A 25,042-nucleotide genomic window follows, 5' to 3' on the forward strand; every position below is an offset into this window, starting at 1 on the left:
GATGAACAGCTGCCTCTACCACGGCGTACTTCGTCACCGCCGCCTCCAGCCGAAAACCCACGAATTTACCTACAGCGTCTTTATGGCCTGGCTGGATCTCGATGAACTGCCGCTGCTGCCGTCCGTCGGCGTGCGGCGCAACCGCTTTGCCGCCGCCGCGTTCCACGACGCGGACTATCCGCTCGGCACGCCGCTTAAAGAGAACGTGCTGAACAGGCTGGAGAGCCTGACCGGGGAGCGTCCCACAGGGCGGGTCATGCTCCTGACGCAGCTGCGCTATTTCGGGTTTCATTTCAACCCGGTCAATTTTTACTACTGCTATGACCAGGACAACACGCTTCGCTGGGTGCTCGCCGAGGTGCGCAACACGCCGTGGAACGAGCGTCACTATTACGCGGTCGACGGGCAAAATGCTCAGCCCACGGAGAAAGCGTTTCACGTTTCTCCCTTCAACCCGATGGACATGATCTACCACTGGCGCTTCAACAACCCGGACAACACGCTGCATATGCACATTGAAAATCATCAGGAAGTAAAGGTATTTGACGCCACGCTGGCCCTGCGCCGGGAGCCTCTGACCCGCACGGCGCTGCGCTCGCTGCTGCTGCGCATTCCGCTGATGACCCTGAAAACCGTTCTCGCCATTTACTGGCAGGCGCTGCGGCTGTGGCTCAAGCGCGTGCCGCTGTATAACCATCCCGTCAGCAGGAGTGAACGCTCATGACCGATCCCGTCTTTGCGCTCGAACCCGATATCCCGCGCAACGTCCGCGTGGCGCGCTGGCTGCTGTTCCGTCTGTTAAGCGGCATTCGCGGCGGCTCGCTCACGCTGCGTGAAGGTGCGCAGACCTTTCATTTTGGCGAGACATCCTCCGCGCGACATGCCGAGGTGCAGATCCTCACCTCCGGTGTCTACTGGCGTATCTTAACGGGCGGTAGCCTCGCGGCTGCAGAAGCCTGGATGGATGGCGAATGGGAAACCGCGCACCTCACGTCGCTTCTGGAACTGCTGGCGCTCAACGGCGAGGTGCTCGGACGTCTGGAAAACGGCTTTCGCCTGCTCGGCAGGCCGCTGGAACGCCTGCGCCACTGGACGCGGCGTAATTCTCGCGCGCAGGCGCGTGAAAATATTGCCGCCCATTACGACCTGGGTAATACCTTTTATAGCCATTTTCTGGATAAAGAGCTCCTCTATTCCAGCGCGCTGTTTACCGCTGACGAGCAGGATCTTACCGTGGCGCAGCAGGCCAAAATGGCGCGCCTGTGTGACCAGCTGGCGCTAACCCCCTATGACCATCTGCTGGAAATCGGCACCGGCTGGGGCGCGATGGCGGAGTACGCGGCCCGACACTACGGCTGTCGGGTCACCACAACCACGCTCTCGCAGGAGCAATACATCTGGGCGACCGAGCGCATCGCCCGCGCCGGGCTGCAGGATCGGGTTGAGGTTCTGCTCTGTGACTATCGCGATCTGACCGGACAGTATGACAAGCTGGTCTCGATAGAGATGATTGAAGCCGTCGGGCAACGCTATTTGCCCACGTTCTTCCGTACCTGCCAGGCGCGACTGCGTCCGGGAGGACGAATGGCAATTCAGGCCATCACCATTCAGGACCAGCGCTACCGCGACTACAGCAAAAGCGTCGATTTTATCCAGCGCTACATTTTCCCCGGCGGCTTCCTGCCGAGCATTACCGCGATGAACGAGCTGATGACGCGCCACACCGATTTCGTGGTACGCAATCTCTACGACATGGGGCCGGACTACGCCCGCACGCTGGCCCACTGGCGGCAGCGCTTTGTCCACGCCTGGCAGGAGATCGAAAAACTCGGCTTTGATGAACGGTTCCGCCGGATGTGGCTTTACTACTTTGGCTACTGCGAAGCCGGGTTTAACGCCCGCACCATCAGCGTGGTGCAGCTCACCGCCGAGCGCGTATGAGACGTTATCTTCAGGTCTTCCTGCTGGCCGTGGCGTTCGATCTCTACTGGGCGCTGGTGGTGATGTTTCGCGAACACGGCCTGATTATCTGGCTCGGGCTGGCTATCCTGGCGTGCCTGTCCTTGCCGGCAGCTTACCGTCTGTACGCGGTAGGGCTCGCCGCGGCAGGCAGCCTGCTGGATGCGCTCTGGGCGCTGACGGGGCTGATTGCTTTCACGGGCGAGTTTCTGATGCCGCTATGGATGGTGGCGCTGTGGCTGATGTTTGCCACGGTCTGGACGCAGCTGACGCGCACCACCACGTTACCCGGCTGGCTGCTGACCCTGCTGGCCGCCGTGGGGGGACCGGTGGCGTATCTGATTGGCGAGCGGCTGGGGGCCATCACGTTTCTGGAGCCGACCTTTATCGTCGTCAGCTGGATGGCGCCGGGCTGGCTGGTGCTGATGCTGTTTTTCCACCTGCTGATGGGGAGACAAAAATGAGGGCTTTCGCTCTGCTGATTTGCCTGATAATCGCGGCACCCGCCGTCCGGGCCGCCGACTGGCTGGCCTGGCGAAAGGTGGGCGACGCCACGCTAACCTGGGGGCCGTTCACGGTCTATACCTCCCAGCTGTGGACCCCGGACGGTCGGTATCGCGCGGAGGAACCGGATCTGGTGTTGATCATCACCTACGCACGCGATATTGACCGCGATGAGCTGGTCGATGCAACCCGCGATCAGTGGCAGGCACTGGGAATTCTGGCGCAGGAAGCGCAAAGCGAGGCCTGGCTGCGCATGCTCCAGTCCCTGTGGCCGGATGTCCGACCGGGTTCACAGCTGGCGTTTGTCCTCAATGATAAGCAGGGTCAGTTCTGGTACCGCGCGTCTATGGCGCAAACATCCTTTATTCCGCTCGGGCCGCGTCAGTCGGAAGCGTTCAGCACCCGCTTTCTGGCCATCTGGCTCGATCCCCGCACGCAATACCCTGAGCTGCGTCAGCAGTTGATCGGAGGCCAAAAATGAAACGTATCCTGATGATGGCGCTGGCATTGACGATGCTGCTGGCTGGCTGCAGCACCGAGGTGACCGAGTATCGCGAGCAGCAGCCGCGGCTGGATATCTTCCACTACTTCCAGGGTAAAACCGAAGCGTGGGGCATGGTGCAGGATCGCAGCGGCAAGCAGATCCGCCGCTTTCACGTTGAGATCGCCGGGGACGTTATCGGCGATACGCTGACGCTCAACGAGCTCTTTGTTTACGACGATGGCGAAAAACAGCAGCGGGTATGGCATATTCGCCGCGTGGGGAACGACCGCTACGAAGGAACGGCAGGGGACATTGAAGGGGTCGCCTCAGGGCAGGCCGCAGGCAACGCCTTTAACTGGCATTACAGCATGAACGTGAAGGCCAACGGCAAAACCTGGCTGCTGAACTTTGACGACTGGATGTACCTGCAGGATGAGACGCATCTGTTCAATAAAACCGAGATGAAGAAATTTGGCGTCACCGTCGCCACGGTGACGCTGTTCTTCACCCGGAATACGGAAGCTTAGTCGCGAACATCGCCGGTTTTGCCGCTGGAGTAGATGAAGTAGAGGGCAATCCCCAGGCAAACCACCGCGCCCAGACGGCTCGGTGAAAACGCAATAGCGGGATTGTTCAACCAGCCAAAGTTATCTATCAGCATACTCATGGCGAGCTGGCCGAATATCACCGCCACCGTGGCGACGGCGGTGCCGATGCGCTGAACAGCGAGCACCATTATTACAATATAGGGCACGCCGAACATTGCCCCGAGGAGCTGCCATTTCGGCACGTCCAGCAGCGTGACCGTCTGCTTAGGCTCAAAGAAGAAAATGAGCAGGGCGGTCACCAGCGCGCCGACGGAAAACGTCAGAAACGCGCTCTTGAAAACGCCCACGCTGCTGCCGAGCTGTCCGTTAATCGCGGCCTGAATGCTCAGCGTCGCGCCGCCGAAGACGGCCAGAATTATCATCATCAGTGTCATACGTTTACCCCTGTGCGACCAGTACCAGTGCGGCAATAATAAAAATCAGCGCCACGATGCGTTTTGCGTTTATCTTCCTGTGCGGCGTCCCCAGCAGGCCAAAGTGGTCAATGATCAGGCTTTTGAAAACCTGGCCCGCCAGTATGCCGATCATCGTCATGGCGATACCGATGGCTGGCGTGGCGATAGTCAGAATGACCACGTACACCGGACCAAGCACCCCGCCGAGCAGCTGCCATCCGGGCTGTGCGAAAAAAGACGGACTGTTACGCGGGCTGAAAAACAGCATCAGCAGAAACGTCAGCGCGGCGCCCACGCCGAAGATGCTGAACGTGGCCCATAAATCACCCACTTCGCCGCCCAGCGGTCCCAGCAGGCCTGCCTCTATGGACAGTCCCATCCCGCCAGCAATCACCAGTAAAATTAAAATAAGTTGCATTGCATATACTCTCTCGTTGCTCAGGCGAGGAAGAATAAGGCGTATCAGCAGTGAGAAAAATGCCATAATGCAGGAAACACCATTGCAGGAAATGCACTAATGATTGATGCCGGAAATATCAGCATTCGCGTGCTGCTGATCTTTATCGCGGTTTATGAATCGCAGAATTTCTCCGTGGTTGCGCGCAGGGAAGGGATCTCCGCTTCACAGGTTTCACGTGTCATCCACCAGCTTGAGGACGCGCTTGGCCAGCAGCTTTTTTATCGCAACACGCGGGCCGTGATACCGACGGAAAGCGGGCATCTTTTCATTCGCTACGCCCGGACGATGGCGGGAAGTCTCGAAGAGGCGCGCCGGGAGCTGGATGAGAGGTCTATCGAGCCAACGGGCCTGATTCGTATTAACTGCCCGGTATTTTTTGGACAGCGGCACGTTGCTCCAGGCCTGGCGGGGCTGTCGGCGCGCTACCCCCGGCTCACTCTGGATTTGACGCTCACCGATGATTTTATCGACCCGCATCGGGATGCCGCCGACGTGCTGTTCCGCATCGGCACGCTGACGGACTCCTCGTTTCACGCGCGGGTGCTCGGGCAGCAGCTTTATCATCTGGCGGCGTCGCCGTCCTACCTGCGACAGCACGGCGCGCCTGATGGGCCGGAGGACCTGACGCAGCACAGCTGCCTGGTGTATCGCGGATCGTCCGGGCCTAACCGCTGGCTTATTCGCCGCCCTGATGCGCCATGGGTTCACTATCCCGTTGCGCCGCTGATGACGTCCAACAACGCCGAAACGCTGCTGATTGCCGCGCTGGGGGGGATGGGGATCGTACTGTTCCCCGACTGGCTGGTGAGTGAAAGGCTAAAAAGTGGCGAGCTGGTGTCGCTCCTGCCGGCGCATGAATGCGGGATCAACACGGAGCCGCAGACCATCGCGGCAATTTACCCGAACGCGCGTCATCCGCCCCTTAACGTCAGGGCGGTGATTGATTATTACGTGGAACTGTTCGGCACGCCGCCGTACTGGCAGCGTGAACGTTAGCGGGTGAGTTCCTTGCGGATAATCTCCGCACCAGCGCTGAGCGCCTTCAGCTTGCCGTTGGCAACCTGGCGGGAGAGCGGGGCCATACCGCAGTTGGTGGACGGATACAGCTTGTCGGCATCGACAAACTGCAGCGCTTTGCGCAGCGTATCGGCCACTTCCTCCGGCGTTTCGATGTGGTTCGTCGCCACGTCGATCGCCCCGACCATGACTTTTTTACCGCGAATTAGCTCCAGCAGATCCATCGGTACGCGGGAGTTATGGCACTCCAGGGAGATGATGTCGATGTTAGAAGTCTGCAGCTTAGGGAAGGCCTCTTCATACTGTCGCCATTCTGTGCCGAGCGTTTTTTTCCAGTCGGTATTGGCTTTGATGCCGTAGCCGTAGCAGATGTGTACCGCGGTTTCGCACTTCAGCCCTTCGATTGCGCGCTCCAGCGCGGCGATGCCCCAGTCGTTGACCTCGTCGAAGAAGACGTTAAACGCAGGCTCGTCGAACTGGATGATATCGACCCCGGCGGCTTCCAGCTCGCGCGCTTCCTGATTCAGGATTTTTGCAAATTCCCAGGCCAGCTTTTCGCGGCTTTTGTAGTGATCGTCATAGAGGGTATCGATCATGGTCATCGGCCCCGGCAGGGCCCATTTGATCGGCTTGTCCGTGAGCTGGCGCAGGTACTTTGCATCGTCCACGAATACCGGCTTCTGACGCGCAACGGCAGAAACCACGGTGGGCACGCTGGCGTCATAGCGGTTACGAATGCGCACGGTCTGGCGGTTTTCGAAATCGACGCCGCTCAGGTGTTCAATAAAAGTGGTGACGAAGTGCTGGCGGGTCTGCTCGCCGTCGCTGACGATATCAATGCCCGCACGAGTCTGCTCGTCCAGAGACAGGCGCAGGGCATCCTGTTTACCCGCCAGTAATTCATCATTCTGGAGTTTCCACGGTGACCACAGCGTTTCAGGTTGCGCAAGCCAGGTTGGCTTAGGCAGGCTGCCAGCCGTAGAGGTCGGGAGCAATGTTTTCATAATAAAAGACCTTTTTTTGATGAATTAAAGCGTGTAGTTATCAGACCACTGCTCAAGAATATGTTGGTAAGGCTTAATGAAATACGCTTCGGTAAATCGGCCCTGTTCAATCGCCAGTCGGCTTCGCTCTTCGCGGTCATACACAATTTTGGTTAATGAATGATCCTGCTGGTTCAGATCCGGGCGGTAGTACAGACCCGCCGCCGAGTTCGCGTTATAGATTTCCGGACGATAGATTTTCTGGAATGTTTCCATGGTGCTGATGGTGGCGATCAGTTCCAGATCGGTGTAATCGTTCAGCAAGTCCCCGGTGTAGAAGAAAGCGAAGGGTGCCACGCTGTTTTCCGGCATGAAATAGCGAACATTCAGGCCCATTTTGGCGAAGTACAGTTCCGTTAACGACTCGCCGTCCGGCGCGTACTCCATACCCAGCACCGGATGCTGGTTACCGGTACGGCGGTAGGTGTCTTTGCTGGAGACGCTCAGGCAAATCACCGGGCCCTTTCTGAAGTTCTCTTTGTATTCCGGCGAATTCATAAAATGACGGAAGATATTGCCGTGAAGTTCGCCAAACTTTTCCGGAACAGTGAAGTGCTGCTGATTCTTATTGTGTTCCAGCAGCAGAACGCTGAAATCATAGTCCCGTACGTAAGAGGAGAAGTTATTCCCGACAATCCCTGCAATGCGCTGGTTATTTTTTTTGTCGACAATGTACGTCTGCAAAACCTCAATGGCCGGGAATGACTTTTCCGCGCCTATGTTCAGGTCGACGGAGATGATTTCAAGCTCAACCGCGTAGCGATCGGCGTTTGGATTATCCCAGCGCGCTAAAGCGTTGAAGCGGTTGTTGATCATCACCAGCGTATTGCGCAGGTTTTCCTGACGTTTTTCCCCGCGCGCCAGGTTGGCAAAGTTGGTGGTCGTACGCGTATTTTCGGACGGGTTGTAATTCTCATCGAAGCAACTGCGCTTAAGGGTATAGGTGAAAGCTTTGCTCATTGTGGTTATGCATCCTAAGTTCATGTTGCTAAGAAGTTACCAATGCATAATTTATGCCTGAGCCCGCGGCGCAGGGGAAGTGACTTAATTTCAATGCAACATGAGGGAAGTTCATGACCAGGAAGACGCAGGGTGGAAACTTCAGATTGCTTCAGGCAGGGAAGTGAAAGAGTAAGAGGCAGCGAGCCCCTTAGGGCTATGCTGTAGGACGTTCGTTCCAGGCGTCGCTGCGCATGATGTTCCCGTCGACGATGCGCCAGGTAATTTTTTCATACTGCGGGCTTACGCTTTCAACCACACTTTATTCAGGGCGAACCAACCGAGTTTTGAGGGTGCCAGGAATGAAATAACTCTTTAGCTGAGCGGGTAGCAAAGCAGGCATTGCTATTGTTCTTCCTTCTTCGTCGCAAAATTCGACAAGATAGCCCAGTGTCGGGGTATCGAAAACCATAACAATCGTACCAACAGCCCCTTTTACCAGTCCTTCATCCGGTAAATCTTCGTCTAAAACCACAACGTCTAATTCGGCTCTTTTCATTTTTGTTTTCTCATTTAACGAATATGGTTGTCAGACGAGGAACTAGCGCATCTGTTTCATACATCCAGCCTGTACGCACGATTGCTGTTTCACCGTTGACGCCTAAAATGGGCACGTCGACAGCCATTGTTTGGCCATAATTATTTACCTGCAATACTTTGGCCGGGGCCGATAATACGCCTTCCTGAATTCTTGCGGCTAAAACATCTGCATTAGTTGGGTTGTATCCCAGCGCTGACTCAAACACCCTGGCTTTGTGCCCACCTGTAGGATGCGTTGAATCTAAAGCATAAGCCGCGATTTTTTTCGGATCGATAATGGCGTGTTCAGCGTTCAGCAACGTACCGCTCTCAGATGTGAAACCTTTTACATATGGACTTTCTAGCGCGGGTATTTTACTGAGACCCGATATTTCAACTATTTCGCTTAAAGGGCTCAACCTGCTCATTGTTAATCCTGCCACAACGGAGGCGCCCGTAATGATTAACCCTTTATTGTTCATGATTTGATCGTAACCGGCTGAAGCATGCCCACCAAGCTGTTGCGCGGTTTTATGAAAACCCTCAATATTGCCGTTATACACACCACAAGCAGCGAGCAGTCGGCCCACAGCTTTACTATTCAGCGTTTTCCCCGATGGTGCTGTTGTTGGTCCGTAATAATCATAATGCATCCGTTGAGTGGGAGCAGGCTTCCTGCCTTGTCGATCGGCAATAACGTGCCGGTAGGCACTCATGATTTCGTCCTTATACCATGAATGCCAGGATGAGGCTGTAAGGGTAAACATCAGATCGCCGTTGTCGTCGATGTAAAATGGATTCCTGTCGCTGCTCCAGCGCCTGGAGGTATCTACTCCAACAAGCCAGCCAATTTGAAGTTCGCGTTCTACTTGATCATAAATGGGATCTGCGTAGCTGCATTGCCGTCGTTCATATGGTTTTTGATGTGGAGATATGCTGTATTTTCTTTTGGGAAGACCAAAAGAGAGGCTATGACCGTTTGCTTCATAAGACAGATCATAATGTATACACGCCTCTTTCAGCGAACCTGCTGGCGTGAGAATGTATTGAAAATCTTCAGGGTTTAATTGCCGTGTTAAATCATGTGACCGGTAGAGTCGGAACATGCGGAATCCTTATCGTTAAGCATCATTCTTCCTTTTAAGGGCATATTTTTTCTTCATACTCTTAATAATAAAAAACAGCATACGGCTGAAGCGATAACAATTATTCAATCCACATCATATTCACGAACAGCTCTTTTTTTTTAAGAAAATGACCTGGCAATTTTTAACCACTCTTCATGCATTAACGAGAGTAGATACTGTATGAATAATGAGCCTGACTCAGCGAACAAAACGGTGCGCCTACTTCTCTGGCACACGCTCCGCAATTCCCGCTATAATCCCCAAAATTTCCAACCGGTTTAGAAACGATCATGACAAAACTCACCTTACAAGAGCAGATGCTGAAAGCGGGCTTAGTCAGCAGTAAGAAAGCGGCGAAAGTGCAGCGCACGGCAAAGAAATCGCGCGTTCAGGCGCGTGAGGCGCGTGAAGCGGTAGAAGAGAACAAGAAAGCGCAGATCGAGCGTGACAAGCTGCTGAGCGAGCAGCAAAAGCAGGCCGTGCTCGCAAAAGAGTTTAAAGCCCAGGTGAAGCAGCTGATCGAGATGAACCGCATCACCGTGGCGAAGGGCAACATCACCTTTAACTTCACCGACGGTAATCTGATCAAAAAAATCGAGGTCGACAAGCAGACGCAAACTCAGCTGATCAACGGCCGTCTGGCGATTGCGCGCCTGGTGCTGAATGCAAACGGTGACTGTGAGTACGCGATTATCCCGGCGGTGGTGGCCGATAAAATTGCCCAGCGTGATGCCGACAGCATTGTTCTTAACAGCGCGCTTAGCCAGGAAGAGCAGGACGAAGACGATCCGTACGCGGACTTCAAAATCCCTGACGATTTGATGTGGTAAAACGCATTCAGAACGGGGCGGCGTGACGGGCGTTAACCGGCTCTCCGCTCACGGGATGAATAAAATTCAACTCGCTGGCATGCAGCATCAGCCGGGGCGTCGTTTCGACGCCTGGCCATTCAAGACCGCCATACAAATCGCAGCCCAGAATAGGGTGCCCCAGCTGCTGGCAGTGGATGCGGAGCTGATGGGTTCGCCCGGTTTCCGGCGTAAGTACCACCCGCGTTAACGGCACGCCCGTCCCCTGATAAAAACGTTCCACCACCCGATAGCGGGATCGGGCGGGTTTACCGTTAATGGTGCAGATCGACATCAGCGGAAACAGCGCCGGGTCTTTGGCAATGGGCGCGTCTATTATTCCCTCATCGTTTTCCAGATGCCCGCAAAGCAGGGCGCTGTAGCCTTTCTCCACGCTGCGCTGGCTGAACTGCTGACAGAGCGCCGCGTTGATGGCCTTATTGCGCGCAACCACCATCAGCCCGGAGGTGCCGAAATCCAGACGGTGTACCAGCGTGCAGCCGGGGAATGTCTGGACCAGACGATAGTGGACGGAATCGAGGTTTTGCGGGTTTTTGCCCGAGAGGCTGAGCAGGCCGGAAGGCTTATTAATCAGCAGCAGATGTTCATCCTGCCAGAGGATCTCAATGTCGTCGTGACACGGTGGGGCAATAAAAGAATCAATAATCGCAGACATCAGGCCGCCCGGCTGGAGAGTGGGAGCGGATGATAACGAAATGCAGGGGAAAAGAAAAACCCTCCCACCGGGCGGTGCGAGGGGGAAATTTTATGCGGCTACCAGGCTGTCGATGGCGGCTTTCGCGTCGGTCTGCGCTTTGGTCGCCACTTCAGGACCGTAAGCGATGCCTTCCGCGAACACGAAGTTCACGTCAGTGATGCCGATGAAGCCCAGGAACAGGCTCAGGTACGGCGCAACCAGGTCAGTTGGGGTATCTTTATGGATACCGCCACGGCTGGTCAGAACGATGGCACGCTTGCCTTTCACCAGACCTTCCGGGCCGTTCTCGGTGTAACGGAAGGTTACGCCAGCACGCGCCACCAGGTCGAAGTAATTCTTCAGCTGGGTAGGGATGTTGAAGTTGTACATCGGGGCGTTAATCACGATAACGTCGTGCGCCTGCAGCTCAGCAATCAGCTCGTCGGACAGGGCCAGGGCTTCCTGCTGACGCGGAGACAGCGGCGCATCGCTCGGACGCAGCGCGCCAACCAGCTCGCCATCCAGCACAGGAATCGGGTTTGCCGCCAGGTCACGCACGGTGATTTCATCCGCAGAATGCTGTTCACGCCACTGTTCAACGAAGTAATCAGACAGCTGACCAGACTGAGAGTACCCTGCCAGAATACTGGATTTCAAAACTAATACTTTGCTCATGGGTGATTCCTGTTTTTGCATTTGATTGAAGGGGGTTGCCCCGTTGCTTGTTGACACTTTATTCACAATCCTGCCACAGGGATAGCGCAATATATCGAAGTCTATGTTCGAATTTTTTGAATAAGGCGCTAAAAGCCCGGATGTGGTACTCTATATCAATCATTAAAAAGAGATTTTATCCGGCAGTGCACTGCCCGTTAACGCTATGACAGAACAACAAAAATTAACCTTCCCGATGCTCCTGCAACAGCTGGATTCACTGATGCTGCGCGATAAACAGCGCTTTGCGCGCCGTCTGCACGGGGTGAAGAAGGTTAAAAATCCTGATGCACAACAGGCCATTTACCAGGAGATGGCGAAAGAGATTGAACAGGCGGCTGGGAAGGTTGTGCTGCGCGAAGCCGCGCGCCCGGCGATTACCTACCCGGAAAACCTCCCCGTCAGCCAGAAAAAACAGGATATCCTTGAGGCCGTCCGCGACCACCAGGTGGTGATTGTCGCGGGGGAAACCGGGTCGGGGAAAACCACCCAGCTGCCGAAGATCTGTATGGAGCTGGGGCGCGGGGTGAAAGGGCTGATTGGCCACACCCAGCCGCGTCGTCTGGCCGCGCGCACCGTGGCGAACCGTATCGCGGAAGAGCTGCAAACGGAGCCGGGCGGCTGCATCGGTTATAAGGTGCGATTCAGCGACCACGTCAGCGATAACACCATGGTCAAGCTGATGACCGACGGTATTCTGCTGGCGGAAATCCAGCAGGATCGCCTGCTGATGCAGTACGACACCATCATTATCGATGAAGCGCACGAGCGCAGCCTGAACATCGACTTCCTGCTCGGTTACCTGAAAGAGCTGCTGCCGCGTCGTCCGGATCTGAAAATCATCATCACCTCCGCGACCATCGACCCGGAGCGCTTCTCAAAGCATTTCAACAATGCGCCGATAATCGAGGTGTCAGGCCGCACGTATCCGGTTGAAGTGCGCTATCGCCCGATTGTAGAAGAGGCGGATGATACCGAGCGCGATCAGCTTCAGGCCATTTTCGACGCCGTCGACGAGCTGGGCAACGAAAGCGCGGGCGACATTCTGATCTTCCTGAGCGGCGAGCGCGAAATTCGCGACACCGCCGATGCGCTCAGCAAGCGCGACCTGCGCCACACCGAGATCCTGCCGCTCTACGCGCGCCTGTCGAACAGCGAGCAAAACCGCGTGTTCCAGCCGCACGGCGGACGCCGCATCGTGCTGGCCACCAACGTGGCCGAGACCTCGCTGACCGTGCCAGGCATCAAATACGTGATCGACCCGGGTACGGCGCGCATCAGCCGCTACAGCTACCGCACCAAGGTTCAGCGCCTGCCGATTGAGCCGGTCTCTCAGGCTTCTGCTAACCAGCGTAAAGGCCGCTGCGGCCGCGTGTCGGAAGGGATCTGTATTCGTCTCTATTCCGAAGATGATTTCCTGTCGCGCCCGGAATTTACCGACCCGGAAATTCTGCGCACCAACCTGGCGTCCGTTATCCTGCAGATGACCGCGCTGGGGCTGGGCGACATCGCGGCATTCCCGTTCGTTGAAGCGCCGGACAAACGCAACATTCAGGACGGCGTGCGCCTGCTGGAAGAGCTTGGCGCCATCACCACCGACGAGCAGGCGACGGCTTACAAGCTGACGCCGCTGGGCCGCCAGCTCAGCCAGCTGCCGGTCGATCCGCGTCTGGCCCGTATGGTGCTGGAAGCGCAAAAGCACGGCTGCGTGCGCGAGGCGATGATCATCACCTCGGCGCTCTCCATTCAGGATCCGCGCGAGCGCCCGATGGACAAACAGCAGGTGTCGGACGAAAAGCACCGCCGCTTCCACGATAAAGAGTCTGATTTCCTGGCCTTTGTGAATCTGTGGAACTACCTCGGCGAGCAGCAGAAAGCGCTCTCTTCGAACCAGTTCCGCCGCCAGTGCCGCGTGGATTTCCTCAACTACCTGCGCGTGCGCGAGTGGCAGGATATCTACACCCAGCTGCGCCAGGTGGTGAAAGAGCTGGGCATTCCGGTGAACAGCGAACCGGCGGAGTACCGCGAAATTCATATCGCGCTGCTGACCGGCCTGCTGTCCCATATCGGGATGAAGGATGCGGATAAGCAGGAATATACCGGCGCGCGCAACGCCCGTTTCTCCATCTTCCCGGGTTCCGGCCTGTTCAGGAAGCCGCCGAAGTGGACCATGGTCGCCGAGCTGGTGGAAACCAGCCGCCTGTGGGGGCGCATTGCCGCGCGCATCGATCCGGAATGGGTCGAGCCGGTGGCTCAGCACCTGCTGAAACGCTCGTACAGTGAACCACACTGGGAGCGCGCGCAGGGCGCGGTGATGGCGACCGAGAAGGTGACCGTTTACGGCCTGCCGGTGGTCGCCGCGCGTAAGGTCAACTATAGCCAGATTGACCCGGCGCTCAGCCGCGAGCTGTTTATCCGCCACGCGCTGGTAGAGGGGGACTGGCAGACGCGTCACGCCTTCTTCCGCGAAAACCTGAAGCTGCGCGCCGAAGTGGAAGAGCTTGAGCACAAATCCCGCCGCCGCGACATTCTGGTGGACGACGAGACGCTGTTTGAGTTTTACGATCAGCGCATCAGTCACGATGTGATCTCGGCGCGCCATTTCGACAGCTGGTGGAAAAAGGCCAGCAAAGAGACGCCGGACCTGCTCAACTTTGAAAAGAGCATGCTGATTAAGGAAGGGGCGGAGTCGGTCAGCAAGCTTGACTACCCGAACTTCTGGCATCAGGGCAACCTCAAGCTGCGTTTGACCTATCAGTTTGAGCCGGGCACGGACGCGGACGGCGTGACCGTCCACATTCCGCTGCCGCTGCTGAACCAGGTGGAGGAGAGCGGGTTCGAGTGGCAAATTCCCGGCCTGCGCCGCGAGCTGGTGATTGCACTGATCAAATCCCTGCCGAAACCGGTGCGCCGAAACTTTGTGCCTGCGCCAAACTATGCGGAAGCATTTTTAGGCCGCGTCACGCCGCTGGAGATGCCGCTGCTGGACGCGCTTGAGCGTGAGTTTCGCCGCATGACCGGCACCACCATTGACCGCGAAGACTGGAACTGGGATCAGGTGCCCGATCACCTGAAAATCAGCTTCCGCGTGGTGGACGACAAAAACAAAAAGCTGCAGGAAGGCCGTTCTCTGACGGAGCTGAAAGAGGCGCTGAAAGGTAAAGTCCAGGAGACGCTCTCTGCGGTGGCGGACGACGGCATTGAGCAGAGCGGGCTGCATATCTGGAGCTTTGGTCAGCTTCCGGAAAGCTATGAGCAGAAGCGCGGCAACTATAAGGTTAAAGCCTGGCCCGCGCTGGTGGACGAGCGCGACAGCGTGGCGATCAAACTGTTTGATAACCCGCAGGAACAGCAGCAGATGATGTGGCGCGGGTTGCGTCGCCTGCTGCTGCTCAACATCCCGTCGCCGATCAAGTATCTGCACGAGAAGCTGCCGAACAAAGCCAAGCTGGGGCTCTACTTTAACCCGTACGGCAAGGTACTGGATCTGATTGACGACTGCATCTCATGCGGCGTCGACAAGCTGATCCACGAGGCGGGCGGCCCGGTCTGGACGGAAGAGGGCTTTGCTCAGCTGCATGAAAAGGTGCGCGCGGAGCTGAACGACACCGTGGTGGAGATAGCCAAACAGGTCGAGCAGATCCTCACCGCCGTGTTCAATATCAACAAGCGCCTGAAGGGGCGCGTGGATATGACCATGGCGCTGGGGCTGTCGGACGTGAAGGCGCAGATGGCAGGGCTGGTCTACCGCGGCTTTGTCACCGGCAATGGCTTCAACCGTCTCGGCGATACGCTGCGTTATCTGCAGGCAATTGAAAAACGGCTGGAGAAAATGGCCATCGATCCGCACCGCGATCGCGCGCAGATGCTGAAAGTGGAGAGCGTGCAGCAGGCGTGGCAGCAGTGGTTAAACAAGCTGCCTCCGGCGCGCCGCGACGATGAAGACGTGCAGGCGATCCGCTGGATGATTGAGGAGCTGCGCGTCAGCTTCTTTGCCCAGCAGCTCGGTACGCCGTATCCGATTTCGGATAAGCGTATTTTGCAGGCGATGGAGCAGATTTCCGGTTAAACCCTTGCCCGGTGGCGCTGCGCTTCCCGGGCCTACGGGAGAACTGGTAGGCCGGGTAAGGCGTAGCCGCCACCCGGCTGGTTATTGTTCTACAATCGCCAGCGTAAACCCATCCCATCCCTTAATCCCCACCGTTTGCAGCGCGGTGGCGGTTAAGCGCGGGTTATCCCCCATCATCTCAATAAAACGCCGCACGCCCAGCACGCGCGCGTCGTCGCTTTCCCCGTTAATGACCTCGCCGTCACGCACCACGTTATCGCCGATAATTACCGTGCCGGGGCGGGAGTAGTGCAGCGACCACTCCAGATAGCCGGGATTGTTCGGCTTATCGGCATCAATAAAGATCAGGTCAAACGGCAGAACGTCGCCGAAATTCTCCAGCGACTTCAGCGCCGGGCCTTCTATTAATTCAATACGATCGCTTAGCCCCGCGAGGCGAATATTCTGGCGGGCAACATCGGCATGCGTCGGGTCAGCCTCAAGCGTAATCAGCTTTCCGTCCGGCGGCAGGGCGCGCGCCATCCAGATTGAGCTATAGGCACCCAGCGTCCCGATCTCAAGAATGCGTCTTGCCTGCGTCATGCGCACGAACAGCGCCAGCAGTTGCCCCTGATTGGCGGCAACATCGTGTTCAGGTAACCCGGCGCGTTTGTTGTTTTCAAGAACCTTCTCAAGAACCTCATCCTCAGGGATAAGCGAAGAAATCATGTAATTATCTACTGCAGACCATTGTTGTTGCATAGATTGACTCCTTGTGGGATTACCGGATGCGAAATGTACGCCCGGTAAGCGAAGCGCCACCGGGCAGGTTTTCAGGCACTGACCCAGCCCCCGCCCAGCGCCTTATACAAATCAATCTGCGCCAGCAGCAGGTTATTTTTCACCTGCACAACGCTGGTTTGCACCGAGAACAGTGTGCGCTGCGCGTCCAGCACGTCAAGATAGGAGGAGTAGCCGTTGCCATAGCGGTTCTGCGCAATGCGCAGCGTCTCCTGCGCCACATCCTGCTGGGCAAGCAGCTCCGTCAGCTGTTCCTGATAGCGCGTAATAGCGTCAAGGCTGTTGTTCACTTCGGCAAACGCGTTACGCACGGTTTTTTCATACGCATACAGCGCCTGGTTACGCTGGGACTGGGAAATATCCACCTGCGCATTCAGCGCCTGGCGGTTCAGCAGCGGGGCGAGAATGCTGCCGCCTGCGCTCCAGAGCTGAAGCGGGTTGTCCAGCAGGCCGGAAAGGGTGCGATCCTGTATCGATCCGGTTGCGGTCAGGTTGATCGACGGCAGCAGGCTGGCGTGTGACGCGGCAAGCGAGGCGTCAGCCGCAACCAGCTGTCGTTCAGCCTGAACGATATCCGGCCGACGGTTCAGGAGCGTGGAGGGTAGCTGCGACGGCAGGGTGAGCGGCGTCAACGTTTCAAAACTTTTGCTGCGCACCACCGCGCCGGGGTTGCTTCCCAGCAGCAGGCTCAGGGCGTTCTCCTGCTGCGCAATCTGATGCTGCAGCACCGGCACCTGCGCTCGCGTTGAGCGCAGTTCGGAATCCGACTGCATCAGCTCCAGGCGCGAGCTGTAGCCCGTCTCAAACTGGCGTTTCGCAAGGTTAAATGCCTCTTCACGCGCTTTCAGCGTCGATTCGGTCACCCGCAGCTGCTCGTCAAGCGAGAGCAGGGTGACATACCCGGATGCAACGGACGACGCGACCGTCAAATCTGCGGCGGCGGCAGCGGCTTTTTGCGCTTCCAGCGAGGCCTCCGCGGCATTGGCCGTACTGCGGTTGACGCCCCAGAGATCAACGTCATAGCTCGCCGTCAGGCTACCTCTGTACAGCGTGCCGTAGACCGGTAGCCCGGTGGCGGCAGATTGCGAACGGGCGCGCGTTCCGGTTACGCCCGCGTCAAGCGACGGAAACAGGCTGCCGTCGGCGGCAAAGACCCGCGCTTGATACTCGTTTATCCGCTCGCGGGCGATCAGCACATCACTGTTGTTCTTCAGCGCCCGATCCACATACCGGTTAAGATTGTTGTCATGGAAATTGCGCCACCAGAGCTGTTCCGTCGGGCTGGCAGGACCGGAATCGGCGCGCCACTGCGCAGGGATGTGCAGCGTCGGCTGCGCCGGTTTTACGTCGACGGACTGGCATCCGGCCAGCGTTACCGCCAGCACCAGCGCGGCTATCGGGCGGAGGGTCATGGCTTCGCCTCCCGCGTATCAATCGTCACCTGCACCGACATGCCCGGGCGCAGCAGCGCAGACTCTTCAGGCTTGCCGAGCACCTCGATGCGCACCGGAATACGCTGGGCGATTTTGACAAAGTTCCCGGTGGCGTTGTCCGGCGTGATGGCGCTGAACTCAACGCCGGTAGCCGGGGAGATGCTCTCTACGCGGCCCTGATACGCTTTGTCGTTCAGGGCATCGACGGTGAATTTCACCGGCTGACCGACGCGCAGCTCCGCCAGCTGGGTCTCTTTGATATTGGCGATCACCCAGTGTTGCGGCGGAACCAGCGTTGTCAGATGTGTTCCGGCGGTGACATACGCGCCAAGACGCACGGCGATCTGGCCCAGCTGGCCGTCGCGCGGGGCGATAATGCGGGTGTTTTGCAGGTCAATCTGCGCCAGCTCCAGCGCCGCTTTGGCGTTTTCGACGTCCGCCTCCAGCGCCCCGCGGTTCACAATCACCGTCTGCAGATCCTGACGCGACATCTCAAGCGTGGCTTTCGCCTGATCGATATCCGCGCTGCCCTGGGCCGCACTGGCCAGCGCGGCATCGCGTTCGCGAATGGAGAGCGAACCGTCAGCCGTCAGATCCTTCACGCGCTTTAAATCCGCCTGGGTTTTCAGGCTCTGGGCGCGGGCATTTTTCAGCGCGGCTTCATTTTTGGCGATGGTCGCTTCGGCACTTTTACGCTGCTGCAGGTTGTTATTGAGGGCGGCAATTTTCATCGCCAGCTGCGCCTCGGCCTGATGGACGCGCTGACGATAAATACGGTCATCAATCTGCAGCAGCAGGTCGCCTTTTTTAACCTGCACAAAGTCCTGAACCTTCACCTCGGTGATATAGCCATTCACCTGAGGGCTGATAAACGTCGTCTGACCGCGCACGTAGGCGTTGTCGGTAAACTGTGCGTGGCGGGTGAACGGCGGTAGCTGCCACGCGTAGAGGATCACCAGCACGCCGACAATACCGATGGCGGCGGCGGTGAAAACGGAAACAATGCGCACATTTTTGCGGGTGTTGGCCTGCTCTTTGGCGGCATCCTGCTGACTCATACATTCTCCAGAAATATTACAATTATTTGTTGCCGGTGGCGTTCTTCAGCGCCATACGGGCAGTGATGCGCAGGCGCAGCAAGCGCCATAAAATCCAGACCAGCGTGGCGGCTGCAATGCTCGCCGTCAGCAGATAAGTATCGTTGTAAGCCAGGATATTCGCCTCCAGCGTGGTGACCGTTTGCAGCTGCGTTATCGCCTGCGTTCCCAGCAGCGAACTGTCGCCAATCAGGCTTTTATACATCTGGGTATAAAGCTGAATCCGCTCGTTGACCAGCGGGTTGAGCGTGGTGAGCTGGTCTGCGAGCAGGCTGGAGTAGTATTTCTCGCGCCAGGTCTGGAAGGTGCCGAGGATCGCGGAACCCAGCAGGCCGCCAAGGTTCTGGCTCATGCCAAACATCACTGAGAAGCTGACGAGGTTGCGCGGGTCGGCAATCACCCCGCCAATGGCGGCCAGCATGGCTGGCGCCAGGAAGAAGGCGCTGCCAAAGCCCAGCAGGAACTGGCTGACCATCAGCTGATCAGGACGGGTCAGGTTATTGGACTGGCTGTCCAGCAGCGAGGCCACAATCATCAGCGCCAGAGAGGTGATGATTGGCCACGCCAGTTTGGTAGGCTTAATCGTGAGACAGCTGGTGACGATCCCGCAGACGATCCCGGCGAAAATGGACCACGCCAGGTGGGTCATCTGCTCATTCTGTAACCCAACATACTGCAGCCAGCCGATGACGCCGGTGTTTTGCTCTGCCAGCACGATACGGATCAGCAGCATAATGAGCCCCAGACGGACGATGCTGCCGCTCGACAGCCAGCGGGTGTTCAGCAGCGGGTTGGCGCGGTTATGTTCAAACACGATGGCGGAAACAATCAGCACCAGCGATAGCGCCAGCGACCAGCCGATCCACGGCGCCTCGAACCACCAGTCAAGACGGCCTAACGAGAGCACGGCGCAGACCAGGGCCATCCCGGGGGCCAGTAAAAAGAAGGTGATAAAGTCTTTCTTCTCAAAGACCTTGCGTCGGTCACCCGGCGGCAGCTTTAAGGCGATTACGCAGGCCAGGGAGATCAGCGCCAGCCCCAGTTCAAAGAAATAGAGCCCGCGCCACTCGTCCAGCTGGAGAAGTTCGGTGGAAAACAGGCGCGCCAGCGGAATGGCGAGCGACGACCCGGTAATCCCGATGGTGAGCGCCTTCAGGCGGTGCTTCGCAGGCCAGGCCTGGATCTGGTAGTAAATCCCCAGGGAACTGAGCGCGGCGGCCACCATCCCGTGCGCGGCGCGCACCATCAGCGCGGAGCTGAGGTCGTTAACGAACAGGTGGAAAAACGTGACCAGCACGTACAGCACCAGAAAACCTTCGGTGAAGGCGCGCAGTCCGTACTGCTGGCGGAACTTGACCAGCAGCAGGTTGATGGAGATGTTGGTCATGACGTAGACCGCGGGCAGCCAGGCGATTTCAGTCGACCAGACCCCGAAGGTTCCCTGCAGGTTTTGCAGGTTGGCGGTCACCACCGCATTACCCAGCGCCCCCGTCAGGCACACCAGCAGGCCAACCACACCGTAGGCAATGCGTTTTGGCGTACTATGTTCGGGTGTGGAGGGCGAACCCAGCAGGGCGGGTTTCTCATGTGGCTGCCACTCGCGAGGAGCATAAGGGTCGCGTTCGGGCAGGCGCATAACGTCGGTTACCTTAGAAAAGTGGAATAATTAGCAGGCTGGGGATTCTACGTCTGCCGCAAAAGATAATTCAAGTGAATATGATTTATGTATGTTAATCAAATGTTGAGGGAAAAGTTTAAGGAAAAAGAGCGGCCCGAGGTCGCCGTTGTGTTGAGAAACTGAAGCCGCTACCCTGAAGGGACAGAGAGGAGGAGTTCACCATGGATCAGACCCATTTCCCCATCCTGCCGGATGCCACGCTGGCGGCCATCAATACTGTCGGTGAATGGCTGGCGCAGGACGACCTGAGCGGCAGCTGGCAGCTCCCGGATATTGACGCGGTAATTCTGGCAGGAAACGCGGTGATCCCGACCATCGACGCCGCCTGCCGTATTGCCGCGCTGAAAGAGGTGCCGCTGCTGATTAGCGGCGGCATTGGCCATTCGACCACGTTTTTATATGAGGCTATCCGCCATCACCCGCGATATCACACCGTACCGGTCGACGGGCGATCGGAAGCGCGTATTCTTGCCGACATTGCGCGGGAGTTCTGGCAGATCCCCGAGGCGCGCCTGTGGATTGAAGACGGATCCACCAACTGCGGTGAAAACGCGCGTTTTAGCTGGAACATGCTGAAACAGCACCAGCAGACTGGTGGACGCATGCTGGTGGTGCAGGACCCGACGATGCAGCGCCGCACGATGGCGACCTTTGCCCGCGTGTGCCGCGATGAGCCCGCCTCACCGCAGTGGATAAGCCATCCCGGGTTTACGCCGATGCTGCAAAACGGCAAAGAGTGCATGGAATTTATCGGGGGCAACGCCGGGCTGTGGCCCGTTGAGCGCTACCTTTCACTGGTTCTGGGTGAGCTGCCGCGGCTGTATGATGACGTTAACGGCTATGGCCCGGCCGGGCGTGATTATATCGCTCACGTTGCCTTTCCGGAGGCGGTGACTGCCGCGTGGAAACAGCTACAGCAGGATCCTGTCCTGAAGAGCGCACGTAAAATCATCTGAGCACGGAACAATCCCCTCGCCCCTTTGGGGAGAGGGTTAGGGTGAGGGGGGGGGAAATCACAGCGCCGCAAACTTATCCAGCGTGCGCACCAGTTGGGTAACGAAACCGTACTCGTTGTCATACCACGCGACGGCTTTCACAAGCTGTAGCTCGCCCGCTTCAGACACCTCGGTCTGGGTGGCGTCAAATACCGAGCCATAATGCGAGCCAATCACATCTGAAGAGACAATCTCGTCATCGGTATACCCGAACGATTTATTCCCCTGGGTCGCCTTTTTCAGCGCGGCGTTGATCTCCTCGACGGTCACTTTCTTGCCCAGAATCGCGACCAGTTCGGTCACGGAGCCGGTTTTAACCGGCACGCGCTGCGCGTGGCCTTTGAGCTTACCGCTGAGCGCCGGGATCACCAGCCCGATAGCTTTTGCCGCACCGGTGGTATGCGGAATAATATTTTCTGCCGCCGCTCGCGAGGCGCGGAGATCTTTCCCGCGCGGGCCATCTACCAGCGCCTGGGTGCCGGTATAGGCATGAATGGTGGTCATGGTGCCCACTTTAATTTCAAACGCGTCGTTCAGGGCTTTTGCCAGCGGGGCGAGGCAGTTGGTGGTGCAGGACGCGACGGAGATAATGGTATCTGCGGCGTCAATGGTGTCGTCATTCACGCTATAGACGATGGTCTTCATGTCGCCCGCCGGCGCTGAGATCAGCACCTTCTTCGCGCCGGCATCGAGGTGCGCCCGCGATTTCTCATCTGAGGTATAAAAGCCGGTGCACTCCACGACGATATCCACGCCAGCGGCTTTCCACGGTATATGCTTCGCCTCTTTTTCGGCGTACACCGCAATGGTTTTACCGTCCACAATCAGCGCATCCTCGGTGAAATCCACGCTCCACGGGAAGCCACCGTAGTTGGAATCATGCCTGAGCAGGTAGGCCAGGACTTTCGGGGAGGTGAGATCGTTGATGGCGACAACGGTGTTGCTGTCCTGGGTTTCAAGAAGGCGGCGCAGTACAAGGCGTCCAATGCGTCCAAATCCGTTAATACCAATTTTACTCATAGCATTCTCCTGGTAAATGTGTCGATACGACCGTTTGAACTCATCCAGGCTTAGACCATCACGGGAAGGGCGGCAATTGAAGATGCTTCATACGGGAGGAAGTAATTGAAAAACCATACAGAAAAGTTAATGAATTTTTAAGGAAAGGAGATTATGTTGGCGCGGTAACTGTTTTTTTTCAGGAAATCCCATGCGCACTAAATATACAAGCCTGCAGATCGCGATTCACTGGCTGGTTTTTTTGTTAATCGTCGTCGCCTACTGCGCGATGGAGTTCAGAGGCTTTTTCCCGCGTACCGACCGCCCGCTTATCAACATGATCCACGTCTCCTGCGGCATCTCGGTTCTGGTGTTGATGGTGGCGCGATTGCTGATCCGCCTGAAGTTTCCCGCTCCACCTATTCAGCCGAAACCCAAAGCGATGATCACCGGTATGTCCCACCTTGGGCATTTGATCGTTTATCTGCTTTTTATTGCGCTGCCGCTGATTGGCATTGTGATGATGTATAACCGCGGAAACGACTGGTTTGCCTTCGGGATGCTGATGCCGCACGCGGCGGAGGGGAATTTTGACCTGGTGGATGTGCTGAAAGAGTGGCACGAGACGCTGGCGAACCTGGGCTATTTTGTGATTGGCCTGCACGCGGCGGCGGCGCTGATGCATCACTATTTCTGGAAAGATAACACCCTCCTGCGCATGATGCCGAAAAAGCGTCAGTAGTCTATAACGCTTGCCGGGTGGAGCAGCGCCACCCGGCTTGTTTTTTAACCCAGCAGAGCATGCTCCTCAGCCGTTAACGCCAGCGTCTGCGTCGCACCCGTATCCGACGATTTCACCGCCGCTTCCAGCACGGCCATGACCGCTAGCGCCTCGACAGGGTGAACGGGATTGGTGATTTTCCCGAGCAACGCATCACGTACGTTGATGTAATACTGGCGCTGATCGCCCTTCGGTGTCGTTATCGTCTGCGGTTCGCCGTTAGCGCCAAAGAACACCATGCTGTCGTCGTCTTCACCCCAGGCTTCACTGCCGGGGATCACGCCAGCAAGCAGTTGCGCCTCCTGCTGATCGATTCTGGCTTTCACCACGCTCCCTTTGTCTCCGTGGACGGTAAAGCGTGCCGTACCGCCAGCCACCAGCATGCTGGCGTGCAGAACCACCTTATGTTCCGGGTAATTGAGGACCACGTGCGCCCAGTCATTCACCTCTGCGCCGTCGCGCAGCGTCGCGATATTGCCCTGAACCGACTGCGGCAGGCCAAAGATCTGAAGCGTCTGGTCAATCAGGTGCGGACCAAGGTCAAACCACAGGCCGCTGCCGGGCACGTTCTGCTCGCGCCAGCGCACGCGGACTTCCGGGCGGAAGCGGTCAATATGCGACTCCAGGTGCTTAACCTTGCCGAGCGTGCCTTGCTCAATAATCTGTTTAATGCCGAGGAAATCGCTGTCCCAGCGGCGGTTGTGAAAGACGGAAAGCAGAAGCTGCTTTTCATCCGCCAGCGTAATCAGGTCGCGGGCCTCCTGCATGTCGAGGGTAAAGGGCTTATCCACGACGACATGCTTACCTGAGTTCAGGGCCAGCGTCGCCAGCGGCGCGTGCGTGGCGTTAGGGGAAGCAATCACCACCAGGTCGATATCAGGGTGTTGAATGGCTTCTTCCGGCGTGGCTACCACCAGAACGTCCGGCAGATCGCGTTTGACCTTCTCTTCATCACGAGAAGAGACCACCGCCAGCTTAAGCCCATCCACGGACTGGATCAGCGGGGCATGGAAGGTTTTACCAACAAAACCATACCCGATCAGCGCAATGTTAATTGTTTTAACTGTACTCATGACCTTCTCCACGTTATTGCGCGCACACCGTGACCTGCAATGCGCTATGGTCCCCAAGCTCAGGCCAGGGACGATCTAAAAAGAGTTGTTGAATGTCAGATAACCCGGAAACCAGATACGGTTCGCAGCGGTTAACTTTCAGATGATCGGCGACGATCCAGTGCGCATGGCTTGCCGCCAGCATCGCGCGCTTAACCTCGGCATCCGCTTCTTTACCGGCACTCAAACCGAGTTCGGCATGAATGGCGCAGGCCCCAAGAATGGCGATGTCTGCCCGGTAGCGGGACAGCAGCGACAATGTGGCGCTTCCGGCAAACAGGCGCTGCTTCGGGTCCCATTTTCCGCCGAGCAGGATCAGCTCAATATCTTCGCGGTCACTAAAATGCTGGGCGATATCCAGCGAAGTGGTGATCACGGTGTGAGGTCCCTGAAGAAAAGTGGCGACGGCCATCACCGTGCTGCCGGCATCCAGAAACAGGGTGGAACCGGATGGAATCGCCTGCGCGACCTGCTTACCTAAACGCTGTTTGGTTTCCGGCAGGAGCGTGTTGCGGTTATGACGATTCATGGCGGAAAGATTCAGCGCGATAGCCCCACCGTGGTTCTTCTGCGCCAGGCCCTGGTTTTCCAGGTCGGTGAGATCCCGACGGATGGTATCCGCTGACACCTGCAGCTTGTCTGCCAGGTCGGTGATGCTGGCCTGGCCTTGCTCACTGAGGAGGTCAAGAACATAGCGTTGACGCGCGGTTTTGTGCATGGGCAG

24 protein-coding genes and 2 pseudogenes are annotated in these 25,042 nt (G+C 57.3%); 10 read left to right on the forward strand and 16 right to left on the reverse strand.

Annotation, left to right across the window (positions count from 1 at the left end; all coding sequences use genetic code 11):
* Position 1 precedes the first annotated feature (1 nt).
* The 5 genes from MX657_RS11115 to MX657_RS11135 are packed head-to-tail and all read left to right on the forward strand — an operon-like array spanning position 2 to position 3,474.
* Positions 2-724: a DUF1365 domain-containing protein gene (locus MX657_RS11115; protein ID WP_346808495.1), complete on the forward strand. Its 723-nt coding sequence runs from the start codon at positions 2-4 to the stop codon at positions 722-724.
* Positions 721-1,941 (forward strand): SAM-dependent methyltransferase, encoded by a 1,221-nt coding sequence (locus tag MX657_RS11120; protein WP_252001554.1) that lies wholly within the window; start codon positions 721-723, stop codon positions 1,939-1,941. The genes MX657_RS11115 and MX657_RS11120 overlap by 4 nt, the downstream gene beginning before the upstream one ends.
* Entirely contained in the window at positions 1,938-2,423 is a 486-nt protein-coding gene (locus MX657_RS11125) for a DUF2878 domain-containing protein (protein ID WP_333015884.1), read from the forward strand. Before MX657_RS11120 ends, MX657_RS11125 begins: the two co-directional genes overlap by 4 nt.
* Positions 2,420-2,944, forward strand: a complete 525-nt coding sequence (locus tag MX657_RS11130) for a hypothetical protein (protein ID WP_346808496.1) — start codon at positions 2,420-2,422, stop codon at positions 2,942-2,944. The genes MX657_RS11125 and MX657_RS11130 overlap by 4 nt, the downstream gene beginning before the upstream one ends.
* On the forward strand, positions 2,941-3,474 hold the full coding sequence (locus MX657_RS11135; RefSeq protein WP_346808497.1) for a DUF3833 domain-containing protein: 534 nt from the start codon (positions 2,941-2,943) through the stop codon (positions 3,472-3,474). Before MX657_RS11130 ends, MX657_RS11135 begins: the two co-directional genes overlap by 4 nt.
* Here the strand turns inward: MX657_RS11135 and MX657_RS11140 are convergent.
* Positions 3,471-3,929: a DMT family transporter gene (locus MX657_RS11140; protein WP_252001557.1), complete on the reverse strand. Its 459-nt coding sequence runs from the start codon at positions 3,927-3,929 to the stop codon at positions 3,471-3,473. The two genes, MX657_RS11135 and MX657_RS11140, sit on opposite strands and share 4 nt — an antisense overlap.
* Positions 3,930-3,933: 4 nt before the next feature.
* Complete coding sequence (locus tag MX657_RS11145; protein WP_217479583.1) at positions 3,934-4,368, reverse strand: DMT family transporter; 435 nt, start codon at positions 4,366-4,368, stop codon at positions 3,934-3,936.
* 99 nt (positions 4,369-4,467) lie between these two features.
* Here MX657_RS11145 and MX657_RS11150 point away from each other — a divergent pair, with 99 nt between their 5' ends.
* Positions 4,468-5,406, forward strand: coding sequence for a LysR family transcriptional regulator (locus MX657_RS11150; protein ID WP_346808498.1), 939 nt, complete (start codon positions 4,468-4,470; stop codon positions 5,404-5,406).
* On the opposite strand, the gene MX657_RS11155 is transcribed toward MX657_RS11150, so the two are convergent.
* From MX657_RS11155 to MX657_RS11175, 5 genes and pseudogenes are all read right to left on the reverse strand, one after another.
* On the reverse strand, positions 5,403-6,431 hold the full coding sequence (locus tag MX657_RS11155) for a methionine synthase (RefSeq protein ID WP_346808499.1): 1,029 nt from the start codon (positions 6,429-6,431) through the stop codon (positions 5,403-5,405). The genes MX657_RS11150 and MX657_RS11155 overlap by 4 nt on opposite strands.
* A 24-nt stretch (positions 6,432-6,455) precedes the next feature.
* Positions 6,456-7,430: a DUF1852 domain-containing protein gene (locus MX657_RS11160; protein ID WP_119915581.1), complete on the reverse strand. Its 975-nt coding sequence runs from the start codon at positions 7,428-7,430 to the stop codon at positions 6,456-6,458.
* 196 nt (positions 7,431-7,626) lie between these two features.
* A pseudogene (locus MX657_RS11165) lies at positions 7,627-7,725 on the reverse strand (type VI secretion system tube protein Hcp); the annotation flags it as partial.
* A gap of 18 nt (positions 7,726-7,743) precedes the next feature.
* Positions 7,744-7,968: pseudogene (locus tag MX657_RS11170) on the reverse strand (DUF4926 domain-containing protein); the annotation flags it as partial.
* Between the two features lie 10 nt (positions 7,969-7,978).
* Positions 7,979-9,094: a DUF6883 domain-containing protein gene (locus tag MX657_RS11175; protein ID WP_346808500.1), complete on the reverse strand. Its 1,116-nt coding sequence runs from the start codon at positions 9,092-9,094 to the stop codon at positions 7,979-7,981.
* Between the two features lie 311 nt (positions 9,095-9,405).
* Here MX657_RS11175 and MX657_RS11180 point away from each other — a divergent pair, with 311 nt between their 5' ends.
* Entirely contained in the window at positions 9,406-9,945 is a 540-nt protein-coding gene (locus MX657_RS11180; RefSeq protein ID WP_028013071.1) for a DUF2058 domain-containing protein, read from the forward strand.
* A 7-nt stretch (positions 9,946-9,952) separates the two neighbouring features.
* Here MX657_RS11180 and MX657_RS11185 read toward each other — a convergent pair whose 3' ends face one another.
* Both MX657_RS11185 and azoR read right to left on the reverse strand, forming a co-directional pair.
* Positions 9,953-10,639: an RluA family pseudouridine synthase gene (locus MX657_RS11185; protein ID WP_346808501.1), complete on the reverse strand. Its 687-nt coding sequence runs from the start codon at positions 10,637-10,639 to the stop codon at positions 9,953-9,955.
* Between the two features lie 90 nt (positions 10,640-10,729).
* On the reverse strand, positions 10,730-11,335 hold the full coding sequence (gene azoR, locus MX657_RS11190) for an FMN-dependent NADH-azoreductase (RefSeq protein ID WP_008502313.1): 606 nt from the start codon (positions 11,333-11,335) through the stop codon (positions 10,730-10,732).
* A 205-nt stretch (positions 11,336-11,540) separates the two neighbouring features.
* Between azoR and hrpA the strand changes: the two genes are divergently transcribed.
* Positions 11,541-15,443 (forward strand): ATP-dependent RNA helicase HrpA, encoded by a 3,903-nt coding sequence (gene hrpA, locus MX657_RS11195; RefSeq protein WP_346808502.1) that lies wholly within the window; start codon positions 11,541-11,543, stop codon positions 15,441-15,443.
* 81 nt (positions 15,444-15,524) lie between these two features.
* Here the strand turns inward: hrpA and MX657_RS11200 are convergent, their stop codons facing one another.
* The 4 genes from MX657_RS11200 to MX657_RS11215 all read right to left on the reverse strand — a co-directional run bounded on the left by MX657_RS11200 (position 15,525) and on the right by MX657_RS11215 (position 20,389).
* Positions 15,525-16,184: an O-methyltransferase gene (locus MX657_RS11200; protein ID WP_346808503.1), complete on the reverse strand. Its 660-nt coding sequence runs from the start codon at positions 16,182-16,184 to the stop codon at positions 15,525-15,527.
* A gap of 71 nt (positions 16,185-16,255) precedes the next feature.
* Positions 16,256-17,635, reverse strand: a complete 1,380-nt coding sequence (locus MX657_RS11205; RefSeq protein WP_346808504.1) for an efflux transporter outer membrane subunit — start codon at positions 17,633-17,635, stop codon at positions 16,256-16,258.
* Positions 17,632-18,714, reverse strand: coding sequence for an HlyD family secretion protein (locus MX657_RS11210; protein WP_218729020.1), 1,083 nt, complete (start codon positions 18,712-18,714; stop codon positions 17,632-17,634). Before MX657_RS11210 ends, MX657_RS11205 begins: the two co-directional genes overlap by 4 nt.
* A gap of 22 nt (positions 18,715-18,736) precedes the next feature.
* Complete coding sequence (locus MX657_RS11215) at positions 18,737-20,389, reverse strand: MFS transporter (protein WP_346808505.1); 1,653 nt, start codon at positions 20,387-20,389, stop codon at positions 18,737-18,739.
* A 203-nt stretch (positions 20,390-20,592) separates the two neighbouring features.
* On the opposite strand from MX657_RS11215, the gene MX657_RS11220 reads away from it, so the two are divergent.
* The gene (locus MX657_RS11220; protein ID WP_346808506.1) at positions 20,593-21,387 is read left to right on the forward strand and encodes a YdcF family protein; all 795 of its coding nucleotides are present in this window, start codon (positions 20,593-20,595) and stop codon (positions 21,385-21,387) included.
* Between the two features lie 57 nt (positions 21,388-21,444).
* On the opposite strand, the gene gap is transcribed toward MX657_RS11220, so the two are convergent.
* Complete coding sequence (gap, locus tag MX657_RS11225; RefSeq protein WP_346808507.1) at positions 21,445-22,446, reverse strand: type I glyceraldehyde-3-phosphate dehydrogenase; 1,002 nt, start codon at positions 22,444-22,446, stop codon at positions 21,445-21,447.
* 190 nt (positions 22,447-22,636) lie between these two features.
* Here gap and cybB point away from each other — a divergent pair, with 190 nt between their 5' ends.
* Positions 22,637-23,167: a cytochrome b561 gene (gene cybB / locus MX657_RS11230; RefSeq protein ID WP_080327153.1), complete on the forward strand. Its 531-nt coding sequence runs from the start codon at positions 22,637-22,639 to the stop codon at positions 23,165-23,167.
* 44 nt (positions 23,168-23,211) lie between these two features.
* On the opposite strand, the gene MX657_RS11235 is transcribed toward cybB, so the two are convergent.
* On the reverse strand, positions 23,212-24,279 hold the full coding sequence (locus MX657_RS11235) for an oxidoreductase (RefSeq protein WP_218729023.1): 1,068 nt from the start codon (positions 24,277-24,279) through the stop codon (positions 23,212-23,214).
* A gap of 13 nt (positions 24,280-24,292) precedes the next feature.
* Positions 24,293-25,036 carry a DeoR/GlpR family DNA-binding transcription regulator gene (locus MX657_RS11240; RefSeq protein WP_080327151.1) on the reverse strand — a complete coding sequence of 248 codons (744 nt, stop codon included), beginning with the start codon at positions 25,034-25,036 and terminating at the stop codon, positions 24,293-24,295.
* Positions 25,037-25,042: the final 6 nt, after the last annotated feature.

It is taken from the genome of Enterobacter chuandaensis, from assembly GCF_039718975.1.
GTDB classification, from domain to species: domain Bacteria; phylum Pseudomonadota; class Gammaproteobacteria; order Enterobacterales; family Enterobacteriaceae; genus Enterobacter; species Enterobacter chuandaensis.

What these genes read in the sequence shown, in the direction of transcription:
- MX657_RS11155 (WP_346808499.1), bottom strand. Translation starts at nt 6,431, where the DNA reads ATGAAAACATTGCTCCCGACCTCTACGGCTGGCAGCCTGCCTAAGCCA.
- gap (WP_346808507.1), bottom strand. Translation starts at nt 22,446, where the DNA reads ATGAGTAAAATTGGTATTAACGGATTTGGACGCATTGGACGCCTTGTA.
- MX657_RS11185 (WP_346808501.1), bottom strand. Translation starts at nt 10,639, where the DNA reads ATGTCTGCGATTATTGATTCTTTTATTGCCCCACCGTGTCACGACGAC.
- MX657_RS11200 (WP_346808503.1), bottom strand. Translation starts at nt 16,184, where the DNA reads ATGCAACAACAATGGTCTGCAGTAGATAATTACATGATTTCTTCGCTT.
- MX657_RS11145 (WP_217479583.1), bottom strand. Translation starts at nt 4,368, where the DNA reads ATGCAACTTATTTTAATTTTACTGGTGATTGCTGGCGGGATGGGACTG.
- MX657_RS11120 (WP_252001554.1), top strand. Translation starts at nt 721, where the DNA reads ATGACCGATCCCGTCTTTGCGCTCGAACCCGATATCCCGCGCAACGTC.
- MX657_RS11240 (WP_080327151.1), bottom strand. Translation starts at nt 25,036, where the DNA reads ATGCACAAAACCGCGCGTCAACGCTATGTTCTTGACCTCCTCAGTGAG.
- MX657_RS11180 (WP_028013071.1), top strand. Translation starts at nt 9,406, where the DNA reads ATGACAAAACTCACCTTACAAGAGCAGATGCTGAAAGCGGGCTTAGTC.
- MX657_RS11115 (WP_346808495.1), top strand. Translation starts at nt 2, where the DNA reads ATGAACAGCTGCCTCTACCACGGCGTACTTCGTCACCGCCGCCTCCAG.
- cybB (WP_080327153.1), top strand. Translation starts at nt 22,637, where the DNA reads ATGCGCACTAAATATACAAGCCTGCAGATCGCGATTCACTGGCTGGTT.
- MX657_RS11210 (WP_218729020.1), bottom strand. Translation starts at nt 18,714, where the DNA reads ATGAGTCAGCAGGATGCCGCCAAAGAGCAGGCCAACACCCGCAAAAAT.
- MX657_RS11160 (WP_119915581.1), bottom strand. Translation starts at nt 7,430, where the DNA reads ATGAGCAAAGCTTTCACCTATACCCTTAAGCGCAGTTGCTTCGATGAG.
- azoR (WP_008502313.1), bottom strand. Translation starts at nt 11,335, where the DNA reads ATGAGCAAAGTATTAGTTTTGAAATCCAGTATTCTGGCAGGGTACTCT.
- MX657_RS11130 (WP_346808496.1), top strand. Translation starts at nt 2,420, where the DNA reads ATGAGGGCTTTCGCTCTGCTGATTTGCCTGATAATCGCGGCACCCGCC.
- MX657_RS11215 (WP_346808505.1), bottom strand. Translation starts at nt 20,389, where the DNA reads ATGCGCCTGCCCGAACGCGACCCTTATGCTCCTCGCGAGTGGCAGCCA.
- MX657_RS11235 (WP_218729023.1), bottom strand. Translation starts at nt 24,279, where the DNA reads ATGAGTACAGTTAAAACAATTAACATTGCGCTGATCGGGTATGGTTTT.
- MX657_RS11220 (WP_346808506.1), top strand. Translation starts at nt 20,593, where the DNA reads ATGGATCAGACCCATTTCCCCATCCTGCCGGATGCCACGCTGGCGGCC.
- hrpA (WP_346808502.1), top strand. Translation starts at nt 11,541, where the DNA reads ATGACAGAACAACAAAAATTAACCTTCCCGATGCTCCTGCAACAGCTG.
- MX657_RS11135 (WP_346808497.1), top strand. Translation starts at nt 2,941, where the DNA reads ATGAAACGTATCCTGATGATGGCGCTGGCATTGACGATGCTGCTGGCT.
- MX657_RS11150 (WP_346808498.1), top strand. Translation starts at nt 4,468, where the DNA reads ATGATTGATGCCGGAAATATCAGCATTCGCGTGCTGCTGATCTTTATC.
- MX657_RS11175 (WP_346808500.1), bottom strand. Translation starts at nt 9,094, where the DNA reads ATGTTCCGACTCTACCGGTCACATGATTTAACACGGCAATTAAACCCT.
- MX657_RS11140 (WP_252001557.1), bottom strand. Translation starts at nt 3,929, where the DNA reads ATGACACTGATGATGATAATTCTGGCCGTCTTCGGCGGCGCGACGCTG.
- MX657_RS11205 (WP_346808504.1), bottom strand. Translation starts at nt 17,635, where the DNA reads ATGACCCTCCGCCCGATAGCCGCGCTGGTGCTGGCGGTAACGCTGGCC.
- MX657_RS11125 (WP_333015884.1), top strand. Translation starts at nt 1,938, where the DNA reads ATGAGACGTTATCTTCAGGTCTTCCTGCTGGCCGTGGCGTTCGATCTC.